Genomic DNA, 15,001 nt, shown 5'->3' with positions numbered 1-15,001 from the left:
AAGAAATGCAACGCCGAGTAACGAGCTATTGCCCTTGTCTGGAGGTGAGCTTCCTGCAGGCTCGGCGTCATCCTCGGGCTCGACCCGAGGATACATAGCTCCGCTCAAATCGTAGGTCCTCGGGTCAAGCCCGAGGATGACGGAGGAGGGAGGATAGGTCCTTCGTCAACACTTCACGGGCGGCGATGCCGCCCTCGTGCTTGAGCGCCTTCCCAGCAAAGGGTTGCAGGCTGAAGCGGGAGGTCTCACCATGTCTGAACAATCAAACGGCAATTTCGCGCCGGTAGACCCGATCAGGGTCGGGCTGAAAGGCTGCTGCCCGCGCTGCGGCAACGGCCGGCTGTTTGACGGCTTCCTGACCCTTAGGCCGGCCTGCAGCGCCTGCGGGCTGGATTACGGTTTTGCCGATGCGGGGGATGGCCCTGCCGTCTTCGTCATGCTGATCGTGGGTTTTCTGGTGGTCGGGCTGGCGCTCTGGTTCGATCAGCGTTTTGCGCCACCCGTCTGGGTGCATGTCATGCTCTGGTTGCCTTTTACGGTGATTGTCTCGCTCGTGCTGCTGCGCAAGCTGAAAGGGATCATGATTGCGCTGCAATACCGCAACAATGCAAGCGAAGGCAGGCTTGATCGTGAATGACGTTTCCCACATGAAGGCGGCGGAAAGACGGGTCTGGTTCGCCGCGCCGCTGGTGCTGCTGGCACTTGCCATCCTTCTCGGGCTTGGCACCTGGCAGGTGAAGCGTCTCTATTGGAAAGAGGCGCTGATCGCCGATATCGAGGAACGGCTGAATGCTGGCCCGGTCGCGCTCTCCGATATGGAGGCGATGGCGAAAAGCGGCGGCGATATCGAATATCGCAGGGTCAGGCTGTCAGGCACTTTCGATCATGCCAGCGAACGGCATTTCTTCGCCACCTATCAGGGCCGAACCGGTTATTACATCTACACGCCGCTGACGCTTGCCGATGGCCGCATTCTTTTCGTCAATCGCGGCTTCGTGCCCTTCGAGATGAAGGAGCAGGCCAAGCGTCCAGACGGCCAGGTCGACGGCGAAGTCACGATAACCGGGCTGGCGCGCGCGCCGCTGGTGGCGAAGCCATCCTCGCTGCTGCCCGATAATGATATCGCCAAGAACATCTTCTACTGGAAGGATCTGGCAGCGATGGCCTCCAGCACCGATATCCCGTCCGATCGGCTGGTCCACCTTTTCGTGGATGCCGACAATACGCCCAATCCCGGTGGCTGGCCGCAGGGTGGCGTGACGCTGATAGATTTGCCCAACAATCACCTCCAATATGCGATAACGTGGTATGGCTTGGCGGCGGCCCTTGTCATCGTCGCCGGTTTTGCCTATTTCCGGAACGGTAAGGCACAGGGTGACTAAAGCGGGCGCCGTCCGGTAAGGCAGGTTATCGGGCAAAGGCCAAGGAGCACGAATGAACATCGCCGTTTCCAAACCCCCTTTGACGATAAGGCTGTGCGGACCGCGCGGCTTTTGCGCGGGCGTGGACAGGGCGATCCAGATCGTCGTGCTGGCGCTCAAGGCCTATGGCGCGCCGGTCTATGTTCGCCACGAAATCGTCCATAACCGTTATGTGGTGGAAGGGCTGGAAGCCAAGGGTGCGGTCTTCGTCGAGGAGCTGCATGAAATCCCCGCCGAGCACCGCGAGCAACCGGTGGTCTTTTCCGCCCACGGCGTGCCGAAATCCGTGCCAGAGGATGCGCAGGCGCGCAACCTGTTCTATCTCGATGCCACATGCCCGCTGGTCTCCAAGGTGCATAAGCAGGCCATGCGCCACCAGCGCCTCGGCCGCCATGTCGTGCTGATCGGCCATGCCGGTCACCCGGAGGTCATCGGCACCATGGGGCAATTGCCCGAAGGCACCGTCTCGCTGGTCGAAACGGTAGAGGATGCCGGCACTTATGAACCGGTCGATCGTGAAAACCTCGGTTTCGTCACGCAGACGACATTGTCGGTTGACGATACCGCCGGCGTTATCGCCAGGCTTCAGGAACGTTTCCCCGCCATTCAGGCGCCCGCCGCCGACAGCATCTGTTACGCAACCACCAACCGTCAGGATGCGGTCAAGCAGGCGGCGCCCGGCTGCGATCTGTTCATCGTCGTCGGTGCGCCCAATTCCTCCAATTCCAAGCGGCTGGTCGAGGTGGCGCTGCGCGCTGGCGCCAAACACTCGGTTCTGGTGCAGCGGGCAGCGGAAATCGACTGGGATGCGATCGGCGATATCCGCACGGTTGGTCTGTCAGCCGGTGCGTCTGCACCCGAAGTCATCGTCGACGAGATCATCGAGGCCTTCAAGGCGCGGTTTGACACGACGCTTGATCTGGCTGTCACGGTTGAGGAAACGGAGCATTTCCTCGTCAATCGCGAGCTGCGCAGCATTGAGCTGACGACGGACGACATGGCTTTCGTCAACGGCAATGCCAGCAACGCCCTGCCGCCCAAAACCGCCGCCTGAAACGGAATGGCGGTCAATGCGGGCGGTTTTCGCCTCGCATCCGTCATCCTCACCCCAGATTTCCACTCCATCCTTCATCAAGAGATTTGAAATTGGCAGTTTATACGGACATCACCGAAGATGATCTGAGGAATTTCCTCATACAATATGACGTCGGTACGCTCACCTCCTACAAGGGCATTGCCGAAGGCGTCGAAAACTCCAATTTCCTGCTGCACACCACCAAGGACCCGCTGATCCTGACGCTTTACGAGAAGCGCGTGGAAAAAAACGACCTGCCGTTTTTCCTCGGCCTCATGCAGCATCTGGCCGCCAAGGGCCTGTCCTGCCCCTTGCCTTTGCCGCGCAAGGATGGCGAGCTGCTGGGAGAGTTGTCCGGTCGTCCGGCGGCGTTGATCTCCTTCCTTGAAGGCATGTGGCTGAGAAAGCCGGAAGCGAAACATTGCCGCGAAGTTGGCAAGGCACTGGCCGCCATGCATCTGGCCGGTGAGGGCTTCGAGATCGAGCGCCCCAACGCGCTCTCCGTCGAAGGCTGGAAGGTGCTTTGGGACAAATCCGAAGCCCGCGCCGACGAGGTGGAGAAGGGCCTGAGGCAAGAAATCCGCCCGGAAATCGATTATCTGGCCGCCCACTGGCCGAAGAATCTGCCCGCCGGCGTCATCCATGCGGATCTGTTTCAGGACAACGTGTTTTTCCTCGGCGACGAACTTTCCGGCCTGATCGATTTTTACTTCGCCTGCAACGATCTGCTCGCTTATGACGTGTCAATCTGCCTCAATGCCTGGTGCTTCGAGAAGGATGGCGCTTACAACGTCACCAAGGGCAAGGCGCTGCTGGAGGGCTATCAGTCGGTGCGTCCGCTGAGTGCTGAGGAGCTCGATGCGCTGCCGCTTCTGGCGCGCGGTTCGGCGCTGCGGTTCTTCCTGACGCGTCTCTATGACTGGCTGACGACGCCGGAAGGCGCGCTGGTGGTGAAGAAGGACCCGCTGGAATATCTGCGCAAGCTGCGGTTCCACCGCTCCATCAGCCATGTCGCCGAATACGGGCTGGCCGGCGAATGAAACATGTTGATATCTTTACCGATGGCGCCTGTTCCGGCAATCCCGGTCCGGGCGGCTGGGGTGCCGTGCTGCGTTATGGCGAGGTCGAGAAGGAACTGTCCGGCGGCGAGGCGGAGACGACCAACAACCGCATGGAACTGCTGGCAGCCATTTCCGCGCTGAACGCGCTGAAAAGCCCCTGCGAGGTCGATCTTTATACCGACAGCGCCTATGTGAAAGACGGTATCACCAAATGGATTTTCGGCTGGAAAAAGAAGGGCTGGAAAACCGCCGATAACAAGCCGGTCAAGAATGTCGAGTTGTGGCAGGCGCTGGAGGCGGCGCAGGAGCGCCACAAGGTCACCCTGCACTGGGTCAAGGGCCATGCCGGCCACCCGGAAAACGAGCGCGCCGATGAACTGGCGCGCAAGGGCATGGAGCCCTTCAAACGGCGGTAATGGAAGCCTGTTCTGCTGCGGTCTTTATAATCCGGGGTTGTGAAAACTGAAACCCGATCTATCTTGTCGTCAAACAGCCGGACGGTGTTCCGGCGGAGGAGAGGAATTCGGATGATCCTGCATTGTGTATTTTTGCGCTTCAAGGCTGCGACGGCATCCTCTGAAAAACAGGCTATCTTTGAGGCGATTGCGGCCCTGAAGGACGTGATACCCGGCATCATCGATGTGAAACACGGCCAGAATGTCTCGCCCGAGGGCCTGAACGGCGGTTTCGTCGACGGTTTTATCGTGACGCTTGAAAGCCCCGAGGCCCGCGACGATTACCTCGCCCATCCCCAGCATATGGAAGTCGGCGAGCGCCTCGTGTCGCTGACCGATGGCGGTCTGGCCGGGCTTCTGGTGTTTGATATGAATGTCTAAGGGGAGGGCGGCTTGGCCGCCCTTTTTGTTTGTGGCTAAAAGCAGCGTTGATGCGTTTGGCGATGTCGTGTCAGTCGATACATCGTCACCTCGGACTTGATCCGGGGTCCAGCGCGATCAAGTCCTTGATCGCAAAAGACTCTTATCACGGCGCAGACGCGCCGTGGCTGGATGCCGGATCAAGTCCGGCATGACGGAGAGACTAAGCCACCAGCTCTCAAAGCTGCTCGATCATCGCCGCAGCGGCCGAAACCGTCGCCTGGCCGGGGTTTTCCTCGACATTGAGCGACTTCACCACGCCGTCTTCGACCAGCATCGAATAGCGCTTGGAGCGTACACCGAGGCCGCCGCCGGAAAGGTCGGCATCAAGGCCAAGTGCCTTGGTGAAAGAGGCATCCCAATCTGCGAGGAAGTGGATCTTGCCCTGACCGCCTGACGATTGCGCCCATGCGCCCATCACGTGCCAGTCATTGACGGCGACAACCGCGATGTCATCCACGCCTTTTGAGAGAATGGCGTCGCGGTTTTCGAGGTAGCCCGGCAGGTGGTTCAGCGAGCAGGTGGGGGTAAAAGCGCCGGGCACGGCGAAGAGCACGACCTTCTTGCCGCCGAAAAGCTGATCGGTGGTGGTTTCCACCGGGCCGTCGGCCGTCTTTTCCTTGAAGGTTGCGGAAGGCAGTTTTTCGCCGATCTTGATGGTCATGTCCATGCTCCTGTGGCCGTTCGGTTCGCGCGACTATAGAGCAACCAAATGAAACGTGTCATGCGGTTTTCGCGGGAAATTCCATTGCGGAAGCGATCGCGCAGGCGTCGCCGCCGAACCGATCAGGGCTTTGGAAAATTGAGCATCGTTTCCATGGCCCGGTCGCCGGATTTGACCAGGATGGGCCAGCTATTGCCCTGCACCTGGTAGGTTTTCGGCAGGCCCTTGATGTTCATGTAGAAAGACAGCTTGCGCTTGTCGCGCACCATGTTCTGCGGCTCGTAATAGGCAAAGCCGGAGGGACCGGCGATGAAAATGTCGGTTTCCTTCGGCGCGTTTTCCGGCAGTTGCAGCTGCACGCCGAGCATGGTCTTGTCAGGTGTGATATGGAAATCGGTCACCTTGAAATCGTCTGATGCCGCCTCGGGCAGTGTCTCGCGCGCCTCTTCCAGCAGGCGCCGTTCCTCGCCGTCGTCATCGCCCGCATTGCCGCGCTCAATCGAAAACGTCGCCTCGAAGGGAATGCAGATATTCTGGCAGACACCGATGAAGGCGGTGAGGTCGATCTTCCCGCTCGCCGATGTATCGGCGGCTTTCAGCTGAAAGGGAAGGCTGACGGCGTGATCATAGCCGATATCGGTAAGATCGCCGTTTTCGATGAGCTTGGGAACGGGATAGGCCATGGAGATAAGGCTCACGCCGCTTGCCGGGTCAAGCGAGATCTTCGGCGGTATGCCGGCTTCACCCGGTTCGCGCCAATAGGTAATCCAGCCGTCTTTCGGTTCGATCTGCAGCACGCCGCGCACAACGCCGTCGGCATCCATCGCAAGGCTTGCGACGCGCATCTGGCCGCCCTCGCTTCTCGCCCAATCGGTAATTTCCGCCTGGGCGGCTTGTCCGCCGCCGAGGAAGGCGGCGAAAGCGGCCGCGAAACGAAGATGTGAAAATCGAAAGAATGTCCTGACGCTCATAGTTCCCGTCTAACCCAACATCGGCTGGCGGACCAGTTACGAATTCGTGCGATGCATCATTTTCGGTTGATTGATGGCACGCGATGCCGCATCCTGTCCTTTGTCGAAGTGCGAACGCCGCTTTCCGTTCGATGACGGAATTCGGCCTGCTGGAGGCGACGGTGAGCTTTTCAACCCTGATGGACAAACGCGAACGTGGCTTTCTCGATGGTCAGTTCCTCATCGCGATGCCGGGGCTGGACGATGGCAATTTTGCCCGTGCGGTGATCTATATCTGCGCCCATTCGGATGCCGGCGCCATGGGTTTCATCATCAACCGGCCGCAGCAGATCACCTTCACGGATATTCTGCTGCATCTGAAACTGGTTGATAGCAACGACGCCATCATGCTGCCCAACCGCACCCGGGAATTTCCGATCCAGTGCGGCGGCCCGGTCGAATCCGGCCGGGGTTTCGTGCTGCATTCGGACGATTACCTGAGCGAATCCAGCATTCCGGTCAGCGACGACATTTCGCTGACGGCGACGCTGGATATTGTTCGCGCCATTTCCAATGGCCGCGGCCCGCAGAGGGCCACCATGCTTCTTGGTTATGCGGGCTGGGGTCCGGGCCAGCTGGAAAACGAGATCGCCAATAATGGCTGGCTGAACTGCCCGGCGGCGGAAGAGCTGATTTTCGACCGTGGACTGGACAATAAATATGAGCGGGCGCTCGCGCTGATGGGCGTCGACCCCCGCATGCTTTCCACGGATGCAGGGCACGCCTGAAATTTGCGCCGCCCCCACACGGTCGCGGGCTGGAACCAAACCTTGACCCCTTACGTTACTCACCCGGAAAGCCGGACAAACAGTGCGGCTCAACTAGGGAGCAGTGACATGGGTAGCACATCAGACAAGATCGCCGGCAAGGCCAACGAAGTCGCCGGCAAGGTCAAGAAGAACGTCGGCGAAGCCACCGGCAACAACGAGTTGCGCGCCAAGGGTGCGGCCCAGGAAACCAAGGGCAAGGTTCAGAAGAACGTCGGCAAGGCGAAAGACGCCGTCAAGGGCGCCGTCGACCGCATGTAATGCAGTCTGACGTGTTTCCGCCTCTTGGATGAAGCGGTGCTTTGGAGCGCATGTGTTTGTAGCACATGCGCTCTTGTCGTCTGGGCGTCGTTTGATGCGGGTAATTTCCCCGACAAGGGAAGCAGCGCAGACAACAGGTCAAGCAAGACCTTGAACCGTCAATCAAACTCGGCGTCGTCCTCGGGTCAGGCCGGAGAATGACGCCGTAACCGTAATTGCCAGGAGTTGGCGTATGTCGCCGACCCCTCCCGTCCCATGATCCATCGCAAGGGTTTCATAAATGAAGCTTTTTTCCTGCGCATCCTGTGGCCAGCCGGTCCATTTCGATAATCGTTTCTGCGTTTCCTGCGGCCATCGCCTGGCCTTTGTGCCGGAACGGCTTTCCATGGAAGCGCTGGCGCCTGCGGGCGAGCCCAATTGGCAGATCGTCGCCGACCCGCAAAAACAGGTGCGTTTCTGCGCCAATGAGGTGAATGACATCTGCAACTGGTCGGTGCCGGCGGAAAGCCAGAACGCCTTTTGCCCGGCCTGCAGCCACAACCGCCTGGTGCCGGATATCGCAACGGATGAGGGCGTCGAACAATGGCGCCGCATCAGCCAGGCGCAGCGGCATCTGTTTTATTCGATCCTGCGGCTCGGCCTGCCGCATCCGAACCGGGATGCCGATCCGGAAGGCGGGCTCGTTTTCGACTTTCTGGTCGATGAGGTCGCACCAGACGGTTCCGTCATTCCCGCCATGACCGGTCACGATGAGGGCCTGATCGCCATCCGTGCGGCCGAAGCCGATGATGCGACGCGCGAGCAGGTGCGCGCCAACATGAATGAGCCCTATCGCACCATGCTTGGCCATTTCCGCCACGAGGTCGGGCATTTCATCTGGAACAAGCTGGTTCGCGATGAAAACCGCCTTGAGGCCTGCCGTGCGGTGTTCGGCGACGATCGCGAGGACTATGCAGCCGCGCTTCAACGCAATTACGAGCAGGGACCGCGCCCCGACTGGCAGGAAAGCTTCATAAGCTCCTACGCCTCCGTCCACCCCTGGGAAGATTTCGCCGAGTGTTTTGCGCATTATCTGCACATCGTCGACACCCTTGAGACTGCGCGCGCTTTCGGTGTGGCGATCGATCCTGACGGACATGAGGAGATGGCGGCAGAAGTGACGTTCGATCCCTACAAGGCCCGCAGTGCCGCGCAACTGGTCAAGGCCTGGATTCCGCTCAGTGTCGCCATCAACTCGATCCAGCGCAGCATGGGGGAGGCGGACCTTTACCCCTTCGTGCTGTCGCCGCCGGTGGTGACCAAGATGGAATTCATCCACGACCTCTTGCACGGCAGGGTGGCGGCGGATGCGTCGCCGCCGGTGGCGATGGTTCAGTAAGGAACGACTTGCCCTCGACGTCATCCTCGGGCTTGACCCGAGGATCCACAATCACCCGCGATAATGGATCCTCGGGTCAAGCCCGAGGATGACCTCGCGTTTGGGGGAGGGAGAAGGGGAGGGGGAGTGCGCTGCTGCACCCCATCCCCTTTACGAAGCCCGCTTTGTCGGCTGGAACCGCTCCCGCAGAAGCTTCAGCGCGGCATCGCCTGACACGGGTGTGCCGAACAGAAAGCTCTGGCCGAAATGGCAGTTCATGCGCGAAAGCTCCGCCGCATCCTCCGGCGTCTCGATGCCTTCCGCCACCACCTGCATGTCGAGCGCGCGCGCCATGGCGATCACCGAGCGCAGGAGCACGTTGCGCTTGTCGCTGGTATTGGCCACCAGCGCCTTGTCGAGCTTGATCGTGTCGAAGGGGAAGCGGGTGAGATAGGCAAGCGACGAATAGCCGGTGCCGAAATCATCCATGGCGAGGCTGAGGCCGGTTTCCTTCAGCTTGGAAAGCACCAGCCGCGCCTGTTCCGGGTTTTCCATGACGACGGATTCCGTCAGTTCCAGCTTCAATTGCTGCGGATTGCAGCGTGTGCGCGTCAGCATGCTGCGCACGTCGTTGTACAACTCGTTGTTCAGCAATTGCGCGCTGGAAATATTGACGGAGATGAAGATCGGCATCTTCTCGATGGCATGCTGCCAGTCCATCAGATCGGTCGCCGCCCGTTCCAGCGCGAACATGCCGAGCGGTTCGATCAGGCCGGAGGCTTCCGCGATCGGAATGAACTCGCTTGGCGGGATATTGCCGCGCTTGGGATGTTCCCAGCGCATCAGCGCTTCGAAACCGGCCAGCTCCCCATCATCAAGCTTGACGATCGGCTGATAGGCGAGCGACAGCTCCTTGCGCTCGATGGCGCGGCGAAGGTCGCTTTCCATCTGCAGGCGGTCAGTGCCGGAAGTGCGGAAGGCGGGGCGGAACGGCTCGACGCGGTTACCGCCGGCGCGCTTGGCGCGATACATGGCAAGTTCCGCGTCACTCAAAAGTCCGGCCGCACTTTCCTGCTGGTCGATCCACGAGACAAGGCCGATGGAGGCGGTGAGGATGATTTCGCGATTGGCGAAATTGATCGGCACCATGATCGCCTTGTTCACCGCATCGGCGAAATCTGCGACACGCTGCGGATCGCGCTCCGAAGTCAGGATAAGGCCGAATTCATCACCACCGAGGCGCGCCAGCGTATCCTGCGGTTTCAACAGGCGGCGCAGGCGGCGCGTCAGCGCGATGAGAATATTGTCGCCGGCGGCAATGCCCAGCGTATCGTTGACCAGCTTGTAACGGTCGATATCGATCGCCATCACGGTCGGGCGCACGCCCTCGCTGTCGGGCGAGAGGTTGAGGATCGATTGCAGGCGGTCGAGGAATACCTGCCGGTTCGGAAGCCCGGTCAGATTGTCGTTCATCGCATCCTGCAACAGCCGCTCGACCGAATTCTTCTGCTCGGTAATGTCTGTAATCGTGCCGACACAGCGGATGATTTCGCCGTTGGAGCCGAGAACCGGACGGGCGCGGATTTGCAGCCAGTGGAAATGCCCGTCTTCAGCGCGAATGCGGAATTCGTGGTTGAGGCGGCCCTTGCGGTGGTCGAGCAGCACGTCGAGCGTCGCCTTGAACCGGTCGCGATCGTCAGGGTGCAGGCGCGGCAGCCAGTTGCGCGCGGCACCATGCATGGTGCCGGGTTCCAGCCCCAGCCGGTTGGAAATGTCGGGCGTCGTGACGATGCGGTCACGCGTCACGTCCCAGTCCCACACGGTATCACCGCTGCCCGTCAGTGCGAGAGATTGGCGCTCGAGATCGGAGAAGAGGCCCTGCTGATAGGCGCTGCCGGCAAAGGCGTGCTGAATGACCGTGAAGCCGATCAGAAGCACGATCAGCACCAGCCCGCCGCCAAGCGCCGGCTGCACGATGTCGTTGTCCAATTGTCCGGTCACCGTCAGCCAGCTGCCGAACAGCCAGACGAGGATGAGCGCCCAGGACGGAACGAGCAAAATAGCCCGGTCGTAACGGTTGAAGCCGAGATAGATGATGAGCGCGATACCGGCCGTTGCGGTGAGCGCGAAGGACACGCGGGCGATGCCCGACGCAACCGAAGGATCGTAGATCGCGACGCCAAACAGCAGCGCCAGACCCACCACCCAGGCAAAAGTCGCGTAACCCAGATGCGCATGCCATCGGTTGAGATTGAGATAGGTGAACAGGAAGACCACGAAGCTGGAGGCGAGCGCCACTTCGGCGCCCGCCCTCCATATTCGCTGATCGCTGGATGTGACGGTGATGAGCTTTTCAAGGAAGCCGAAATCGACGCAGATATAGGCGAGCACCGCCCAGGCAAGTGCGGCGGAAGCTGGCAGAACGGAGGTTCCCTTGACCACGAACAGAATGGTCAAAAGCACGGCCAGCAGACCGGCAATGCCGAGAACGATGCCGCGATAGAGCGTGAATGCGTTGATCGTGTCCTTGTAGGCTTCCGGTTCCCACAGATAGATCTGCGGCAATTGCGGCGTCGATAGCTCGGCGACGAAGGTGATGACGGAGCCGGGATTGAGCGTGATGCGGAACACGTCGGCATCCGGGCTTGGCTGCCGGTCCAGTGCAAAGCCTTCGCTCGGCGTGATCGCGATGATGCGCTGCGAGCCGAGATCGGGCCAGAACAGTTTCGAGTTCACCAGACGGAAATGCGGGGCGACGATGACGCGTTCCAGCTGCTCTTCGGAGACATTGGCGAGCGCAAAGACCGCCCAGTCGCCCTGGTGGTCCGTGGAACTGGCGCGCACCTCGATACGGCGGCGGATGCCATCGGGGCCGGGCGCGGTTGAGACCTGAAAGGCCTCGCCCTGATTGGCATAGATATCGGTGGTCGCGGTCAGATCAAGCGCCGTGTCGTCACGGGAAATCTTCACCGGCTCGAAGGCGTAGGAATAGGAAGCAAAAAGCAGGAACAGCAGGAAAAACGGCGCAGCCAGTGCGATTGCCGCCAGACGTTTCGACGAGCACGGCGCAGTGTGATTGTAGGTCATGTATCGTACTTCGTTCCGCCGGAGCTTTGCTTGTCGGCAAGAAGGGAAAACATCATATGATCCCGCCATTGGCCATTGATTTTCAGATATTCCCGCAAGAGACCTTCCCGCTGGAACCCGGCATTTTCGAGAAGCCGGATGCTTTTGAAGTTTTCCGGAATACAGGCTGCCTCGATACGGTGCAACTGAAGTCCGTTGAAGATGTAGGGTATTACCAATTTTAATGCGGCAGACATATGGCCTTTGGCAGCGTGGCGTTCGCCTGTCCAGTAGCCGATCATGCAGCTTTGCGCGGCGCCCCTGCGGATGTAACCGATGGTGATGCCGCCCACCAGCAGGGTCTCCTTTTCGAACAGCAGAAACGAAACGGCGGTGCCGGAGGAAAATTCCTGGCCGTTGCGCACCACGCGCATCCGGAAGGAGCCTTCCGTCAATTCGTCCGGGCGCCAGGTGGGTTCCCAGGGCTGAAGAAACTGCCGGCTTTCCGACCGCAGGACGTGCCACTGCTTGAAATCGCCATAGCGCGGCAGTCTGAGAAGATGGTCGGCGCTGCGCAGTTCGGGCGTGTCATTATGTCGGGAAAGAAAACGCAGCATTCACCATCCCTGTGCGGAAAAACCGCCACCCTCAGCCGTTCGCCTTTATCCTTGCAGGCTGCTGCGCAGAAAGCGCCGCAGTAATGTCTGAAAGAGGCGGCAGATGTTCGAGCGGGCCAATTGCGGACAATGTCGGAACTGTATCGAAAAACAGCCGTCCTGCAAGATCGGTCAGGCGGTCCTGCGTGATGTGCTCGAGGCGCTCCATCATCTCCTCATTGGGGATAGGCCGGCCGTAAAGCATCATCTGCCGGGCCATCTGGCCGGCGCGGGCGGCCGGGCTTTCCTGCCCCATCAGCAGCTGCGCGCGGATTTGCGCGCGGGCGCGGTCGATTTCTTCCTGATGGATGGTCTGCGACGACTTGCGCAATTCCTCCAGAATGACCGGCACCAGTTCCGGCAGGTCGTTGCCGCCGGTGGCCGCATGCACGCCGAAGATGCCGGTATCTGAAAAACCCCAATGGAAGGCATAGACAGAATAACAAAGACCGCGCGCTTCACGCACTTCCTGAAACAGCCGCGATGACATGCCGCCGCCCAGGATATTGGCGAGGATCTGCGAGCAATAGAAATCACGAGCGTGATAGGCCTTGCCCTCGAAGCCGAGAAGCACCTGCGCGTCCATGAGGTCGCGGGTCTCGCGGATTTCCCCGCCGGTATAAATGGCCTTTTCGAGAACCGGCGTGGCGGCCGGCAGCTGCGGCAGCGAGGCGAACCGTTCTTCTACCTGCTTGACGAAGCTATCGTGATCGACGGCACCCGCCGCAACGACGAAGATGCGATCCGTCGTGTAGTTGCGGGCGAGATAATGCCTGATCTGGCCGGTGGTGAAGGATTGTACGGTATCAGGTGTGCCGAGGATCGGGCGTCCGATGGTCTGGTCGCGATAGGCGACGCCGGAGAAATTGTCGAAGATCACATCGTCAGGCGTATCGGTTGCGGCACCGATTTCCTGGAGAATGACGTTTTTCTCCCGCTCCAGCTCGTCTTCGTCGAAGAGCGATTCCGTCAGAATATCGGCAAGGATATCGACGGCGAGGGGGACGTGGTCTTTCAGAACGCGCGCATAATAGGAGGTTGTTTCCGTCGAAGTCGCGGCGTTGACTTCGCCGCCGACATTTTCGATCTCCTCGGCGATCTGCCGGGCGGTGCGGCGCGCCGTACCCTTGAAGGCCATATGTTCGAGAAGATGGGCGATGCCGTGCTCGGCAGTCGTCTCGTTGCGGGAACCGGATTTGATCCACACCCCAAGAGCAACGCTTTCGAGATGTGGCATTTTTTCCGTGACAACGGTCAACCCGGATGAAAGCCGGGTCACATTAACTCTCATACTCAACGTCTTTCCGCGTCTCTATTTGCCGGCGCGTGCATGGCTGCCGATGAAGGTTTCCACGGCTTTCAGCTCTGCATCCAGAATGTCGAAACGCTCCTCCCGGTTCATAATGTCAGCTAACCATACTGGAAGCGCAGGCTCGATTGCGCAAGCGGATTTTACGGCGGCCGGGAATTTAGCCGGATGGGCGGTAGACAGGACCACCATCGGGCTGGATGCTTTTTCGTGCTTTTCCGCCACGAAAACGCCAGTGGCCGTATGCGGATCGATCAGGTAACCGGTCTTTTCAAGCGTATCGCGGATCGTCGCCGCCACCTGCTTCTCGGTGGCACGACCGGCACGGAAATCCTTTTTGATGAATTTCAGCGCATGCGGCGGAATTTCAAATGCGCCGGATTGCTTGAGGCCGTCCATGGACGCCTTTACCGCAGAGGAATCGCGGCCATAGGCTTCAAACAGCAGGCGCTCGAAGTTGGAAGAAATCTGGATGTCCATCGAGGGCGAGGTGGTGGGCGTGACGCCGCGCATCTCGTAACGGCCGGTCTTCAACGTGCGCGCCAGAATGTCGTTGTCATTGGTGGCGATGACAAGCTTGTCGATCGGCAGGCCCATCTTCTTGGCGACGTAACCGGCAAAGATATCGCCGAAATTACCGGTCGGAACGGTGAAGGAAATCTTCCGGTCGGGGCCGCCGAGCGACAGAGACGCGGTGAAGTAATACACCACCTGCGCCATGATGCGCGCCCAGTTGATGGAATTCACGCCGGAAAGCTTCACGCCATCGCGAAACTTCACGTCGTTGAACATTTCTTTGACGAGGTTCTGGCAATCGTCAAAATTGCCGTTGATCGCCAGCGCATGCACGTTGGAAGCCGTGGAGGTCGTCATCTGGCGCTGCTGCACCGGCGAGACCTTGCCGTTCGGGAAAAGGATGAAGATGTCGGTGCGCTCACGCCCGGCAAAGGCGTCGATGGCCGCGCCGCCGGTATCGCCCGAGGTTGCGCCGACGATGGTGGCGCGTTCGCCTCGCTCGGAAAGCGTGTAATCCATCAGGCGGGCGAGAAGCTGCATCGCCACGTCCTTGAAGGCGAGCGTGGTGCCGTGGAAAAGCTCCAGCACGAAGGTGTTCGGGCCGGTCTGCGTCAGCGGCACGACGGCCGGATGACGGAACGTCGCATAGGCGTCGTCGATCATCGCCCTGAACTTGTCGGCCGGAATTTCGCCGCCGGTGAAACGATAGAGAACCTCAAACGCGATGTCCTGATAGGATTTGCCGCGCAGGTTGCGGATTTCCTTCTTCGACATGGACGGCCATTCGCGCGGCACGTAAAGCCCGCCGTCACGGCCAAGGCCCGCCAGAAGCGCGTCGCAGAAACCAAGCGAAGGGGCCGCACCCCTGGTCGATACATATTTCACGAGATAGTCCCTTGTCCGGTGCCGGTCATCGGCTTCTTCTTCAGCAGCGTCTCACGGAAATGAGGCGATTGGCGAGGT

15 protein-coding genes are annotated in these 15,001 nt (G+C 60.0%); 9 read left to right on the top strand and 6 right to left on the bottom strand.

The annotated features are described in order from the left end of the window. The first annotated feature begins 250 nt into the window (after positions 1–250). From G3A56_RS06955 to G3A56_RS06930, 6 genes are all read left to right on the top strand, one after another. Positions 251–637, top strand: coding sequence for a DUF983 domain-containing protein (locus G3A56_RS06955; protein ID WP_082183857.1), 387 nt, complete (start codon positions 251–253; stop codon positions 635–637). 10 nt (positions 638–647) lie between these two features. Then, on the top strand, positions 648–1,382 hold the full coding sequence (locus G3A56_RS06950; RefSeq protein WP_082184609.1) for an SURF1 family protein: 735 nt from the start codon (positions 648–650) through the stop codon (positions 1,380–1,382). A gap of 52 nt (positions 1,383–1,434) precedes the next feature. Next, complete coding sequence (ispH, locus tag G3A56_RS06945) at positions 1,435–2,475, top strand: 4-hydroxy-3-methylbut-2-enyl diphosphate reductase (RefSeq protein WP_082183858.1); 1,041 nt, start codon at positions 1,435–1,437, stop codon at positions 2,473–2,475. Between the two features lie 92 nt (positions 2,476–2,567). Beyond that, positions 2,568–3,536, top strand: coding sequence for a homoserine kinase (locus tag G3A56_RS06940; protein ID WP_082183859.1), 969 nt, complete (start codon positions 2,568–2,570; stop codon positions 3,534–3,536). Beyond that, a complete protein-coding gene (gene rnhA, locus G3A56_RS06935; protein ID WP_003494262.1) occupies positions 3,533–3,973 on the top strand; it encodes a ribonuclease HI in 441 nt (146 codons plus the stop codon). The genes G3A56_RS06940 and rnhA overlap by 4 nt, the downstream gene beginning before the upstream one ends. Before the next feature lie 111 nt (positions 3,974–4,084). After that, positions 4,085–4,393: a Dabb family protein gene (locus G3A56_RS06930; protein ID WP_082183860.1), complete on the top strand. Its 309-nt coding sequence runs from the start codon at positions 4,085–4,087 to the stop codon at positions 4,391–4,393. Between the two features lie 217 nt (positions 4,394–4,610). On the opposite strand, the gene G3A56_RS06925 is transcribed toward G3A56_RS06930, so the two are convergent. Further along, on the bottom strand, positions 4,611–5,096 hold the full coding sequence (locus G3A56_RS06925; RefSeq protein WP_035241725.1) for a peroxiredoxin: 486 nt from the start codon (positions 5,094–5,096) through the stop codon (positions 4,611–4,613). Between the two features lie 122 nt (positions 5,097–5,218). Beyond that, a complete protein-coding gene (locus tag G3A56_RS06920) occupies positions 5,219–6,067 on the bottom strand; it encodes a protein-disulfide reductase DsbD domain-containing protein (RefSeq protein WP_082183861.1) in 849 nt (282 codons plus the stop codon). 161 nt (positions 6,068–6,228) lie between these two features. Here G3A56_RS06920 and G3A56_RS06915 point away from each other — a divergent pair, with 161 nt between their 5' ends. The 3 genes from G3A56_RS06915 (at position 6,229) to G3A56_RS06905 (ending at position 8,512) form a co-directional block, all read left to right on the top strand. Next, positions 6,229–6,834 (top strand): YqgE/AlgH family protein, encoded by a 606-nt coding sequence (locus tag G3A56_RS06915; protein WP_035242027.1) that lies wholly within the window; start codon positions 6,229–6,231, stop codon positions 6,832–6,834. Positions 6,835–6,942: 108 nt separating this feature from the next. Further along, the gene (locus G3A56_RS06910) at positions 6,943–7,134 is read left to right on the top strand and encodes a CsbD family protein (RefSeq protein WP_003494272.1); all 192 of its coding nucleotides are present in this window, start codon (positions 6,943–6,945) and stop codon (positions 7,132–7,134) included. Positions 7,135–7,414: 280 nt separating this feature from the next. Then, positions 7,415–8,512, top strand: coding sequence for a zinc-binding metallopeptidase family protein (locus tag G3A56_RS06905; RefSeq protein WP_082183862.1), 1,098 nt, complete (start codon positions 7,415–7,417; stop codon positions 8,510–8,512). Between the two features lie 150 nt (positions 8,513–8,662). Here the strand turns inward: G3A56_RS06905 and G3A56_RS06900 are convergent, their stop codons facing one another. From G3A56_RS06900 to thrC, 4 genes are read right to left on the bottom strand one after another with little or no spacing between them, the layout of a single operon-like run. After that, positions 8,663–11,578, bottom strand: coding sequence for an EAL domain-containing protein (locus G3A56_RS06900; protein ID WP_082183863.1), 2,916 nt, complete (start codon positions 11,576–11,578; stop codon positions 8,663–8,665). Then, complete coding sequence (locus G3A56_RS06895; RefSeq protein WP_082183864.1) at positions 11,575–12,174, bottom strand: GNAT family N-acetyltransferase; 600 nt, start codon at positions 12,172–12,174, stop codon at positions 11,575–11,577. The genes G3A56_RS06900 and G3A56_RS06895 overlap by 4 nt, the downstream gene beginning before the upstream one ends. A gap of 31 nt (positions 12,175–12,205) precedes the next feature. Beyond that, complete coding sequence (locus G3A56_RS06890) at positions 12,206–13,504, bottom strand: M16 family metallopeptidase (RefSeq protein ID WP_035241728.1); 1,299 nt, start codon at positions 13,502–13,504, stop codon at positions 12,206–12,208. 21 nt (positions 13,505–13,525) lie between these two features. Next, positions 13,526–14,923: a threonine synthase gene (gene thrC, locus G3A56_RS06885; protein WP_082183865.1), complete on the bottom strand. Its 1,398-nt coding sequence runs from the start codon at positions 14,921–14,923 to the stop codon at positions 13,526–13,528. Positions 14,924–15,001: the final 78 nt, after the last annotated feature.

The organism is Rhizobium oryzihabitans, from assembly GCF_010669145.1.
Lineage (GTDB): Bacteria > Pseudomonadota > Alphaproteobacteria > Rhizobiales > Rhizobiaceae > Agrobacterium > Agrobacterium oryzihabitans.
Note: the sequence above shows the minus strand (reverse complement) of the source record. Positions and strands in the feature narration are given on the sequence as shown.

Coding starts and splice junctions, on each gene's coding strand:
- G3A56_RS06955 (WP_082183857.1), top strand. CDS start 251: ATGTCTGAACAATCAAACGGCAATTTCGCGCCGGTAGACCCGATCAGG.
- G3A56_RS06950 (WP_082184609.1), top strand. CDS start 648: ATGAAGGCGGCGGAAAGACGGGTCTGGTTCGCCGCGCCGCTGGTGCTG.
- ispH (WP_082183858.1), top strand. CDS start 1,435: ATGAACATCGCCGTTTCCAAACCCCCTTTGACGATAAGGCTGTGCGGA.
- rnhA (WP_003494262.1), top strand. CDS start 3,533: ATGAAACATGTTGATATCTTTACCGATGGCGCCTGTTCCGGCAATCCC.
- G3A56_RS06930 (WP_082183860.1), top strand. CDS start 4,085: ATGATCCTGCATTGTGTATTTTTGCGCTTCAAGGCTGCGACGGCATCC.
- G3A56_RS06925 (WP_035241725.1), bottom strand. CDS start 5,096: ATGACCATCAAGATCGGCGAAAAACTGCCTTCCGCAACCTTCAAGGAA.
- G3A56_RS06920 (WP_082183861.1), bottom strand. CDS start 6,067: ATGAGCGTCAGGACATTCTTTCGATTTTCACATCTTCGTTTCGCGGCC.
- G3A56_RS06910 (WP_003494272.1), top strand. CDS start 6,943: ATGGGTAGCACATCAGACAAGATCGCCGGCAAGGCCAACGAAGTCGCC.
- G3A56_RS06905 (WP_082183862.1), top strand. CDS start 7,415: ATGAAGCTTTTTTCCTGCGCATCCTGTGGCCAGCCGGTCCATTTCGAT.
- G3A56_RS06900 (WP_082183863.1), bottom strand. CDS start 11,578: ATGACCTACAATCACACTGCGCCGTGCTCGTCGAAACGTCTGGCGGCA.
- G3A56_RS06895 (WP_082183864.1), bottom strand. CDS start 12,174: ATGCTGCGTTTTCTTTCCCGACATAATGACACGCCCGAACTGCGCAGC.
- G3A56_RS06890 (WP_035241728.1), bottom strand. CDS start 13,504: ATGAGAGTTAATGTGACCCGGCTTTCATCCGGGTTGACCGTTGTCACG.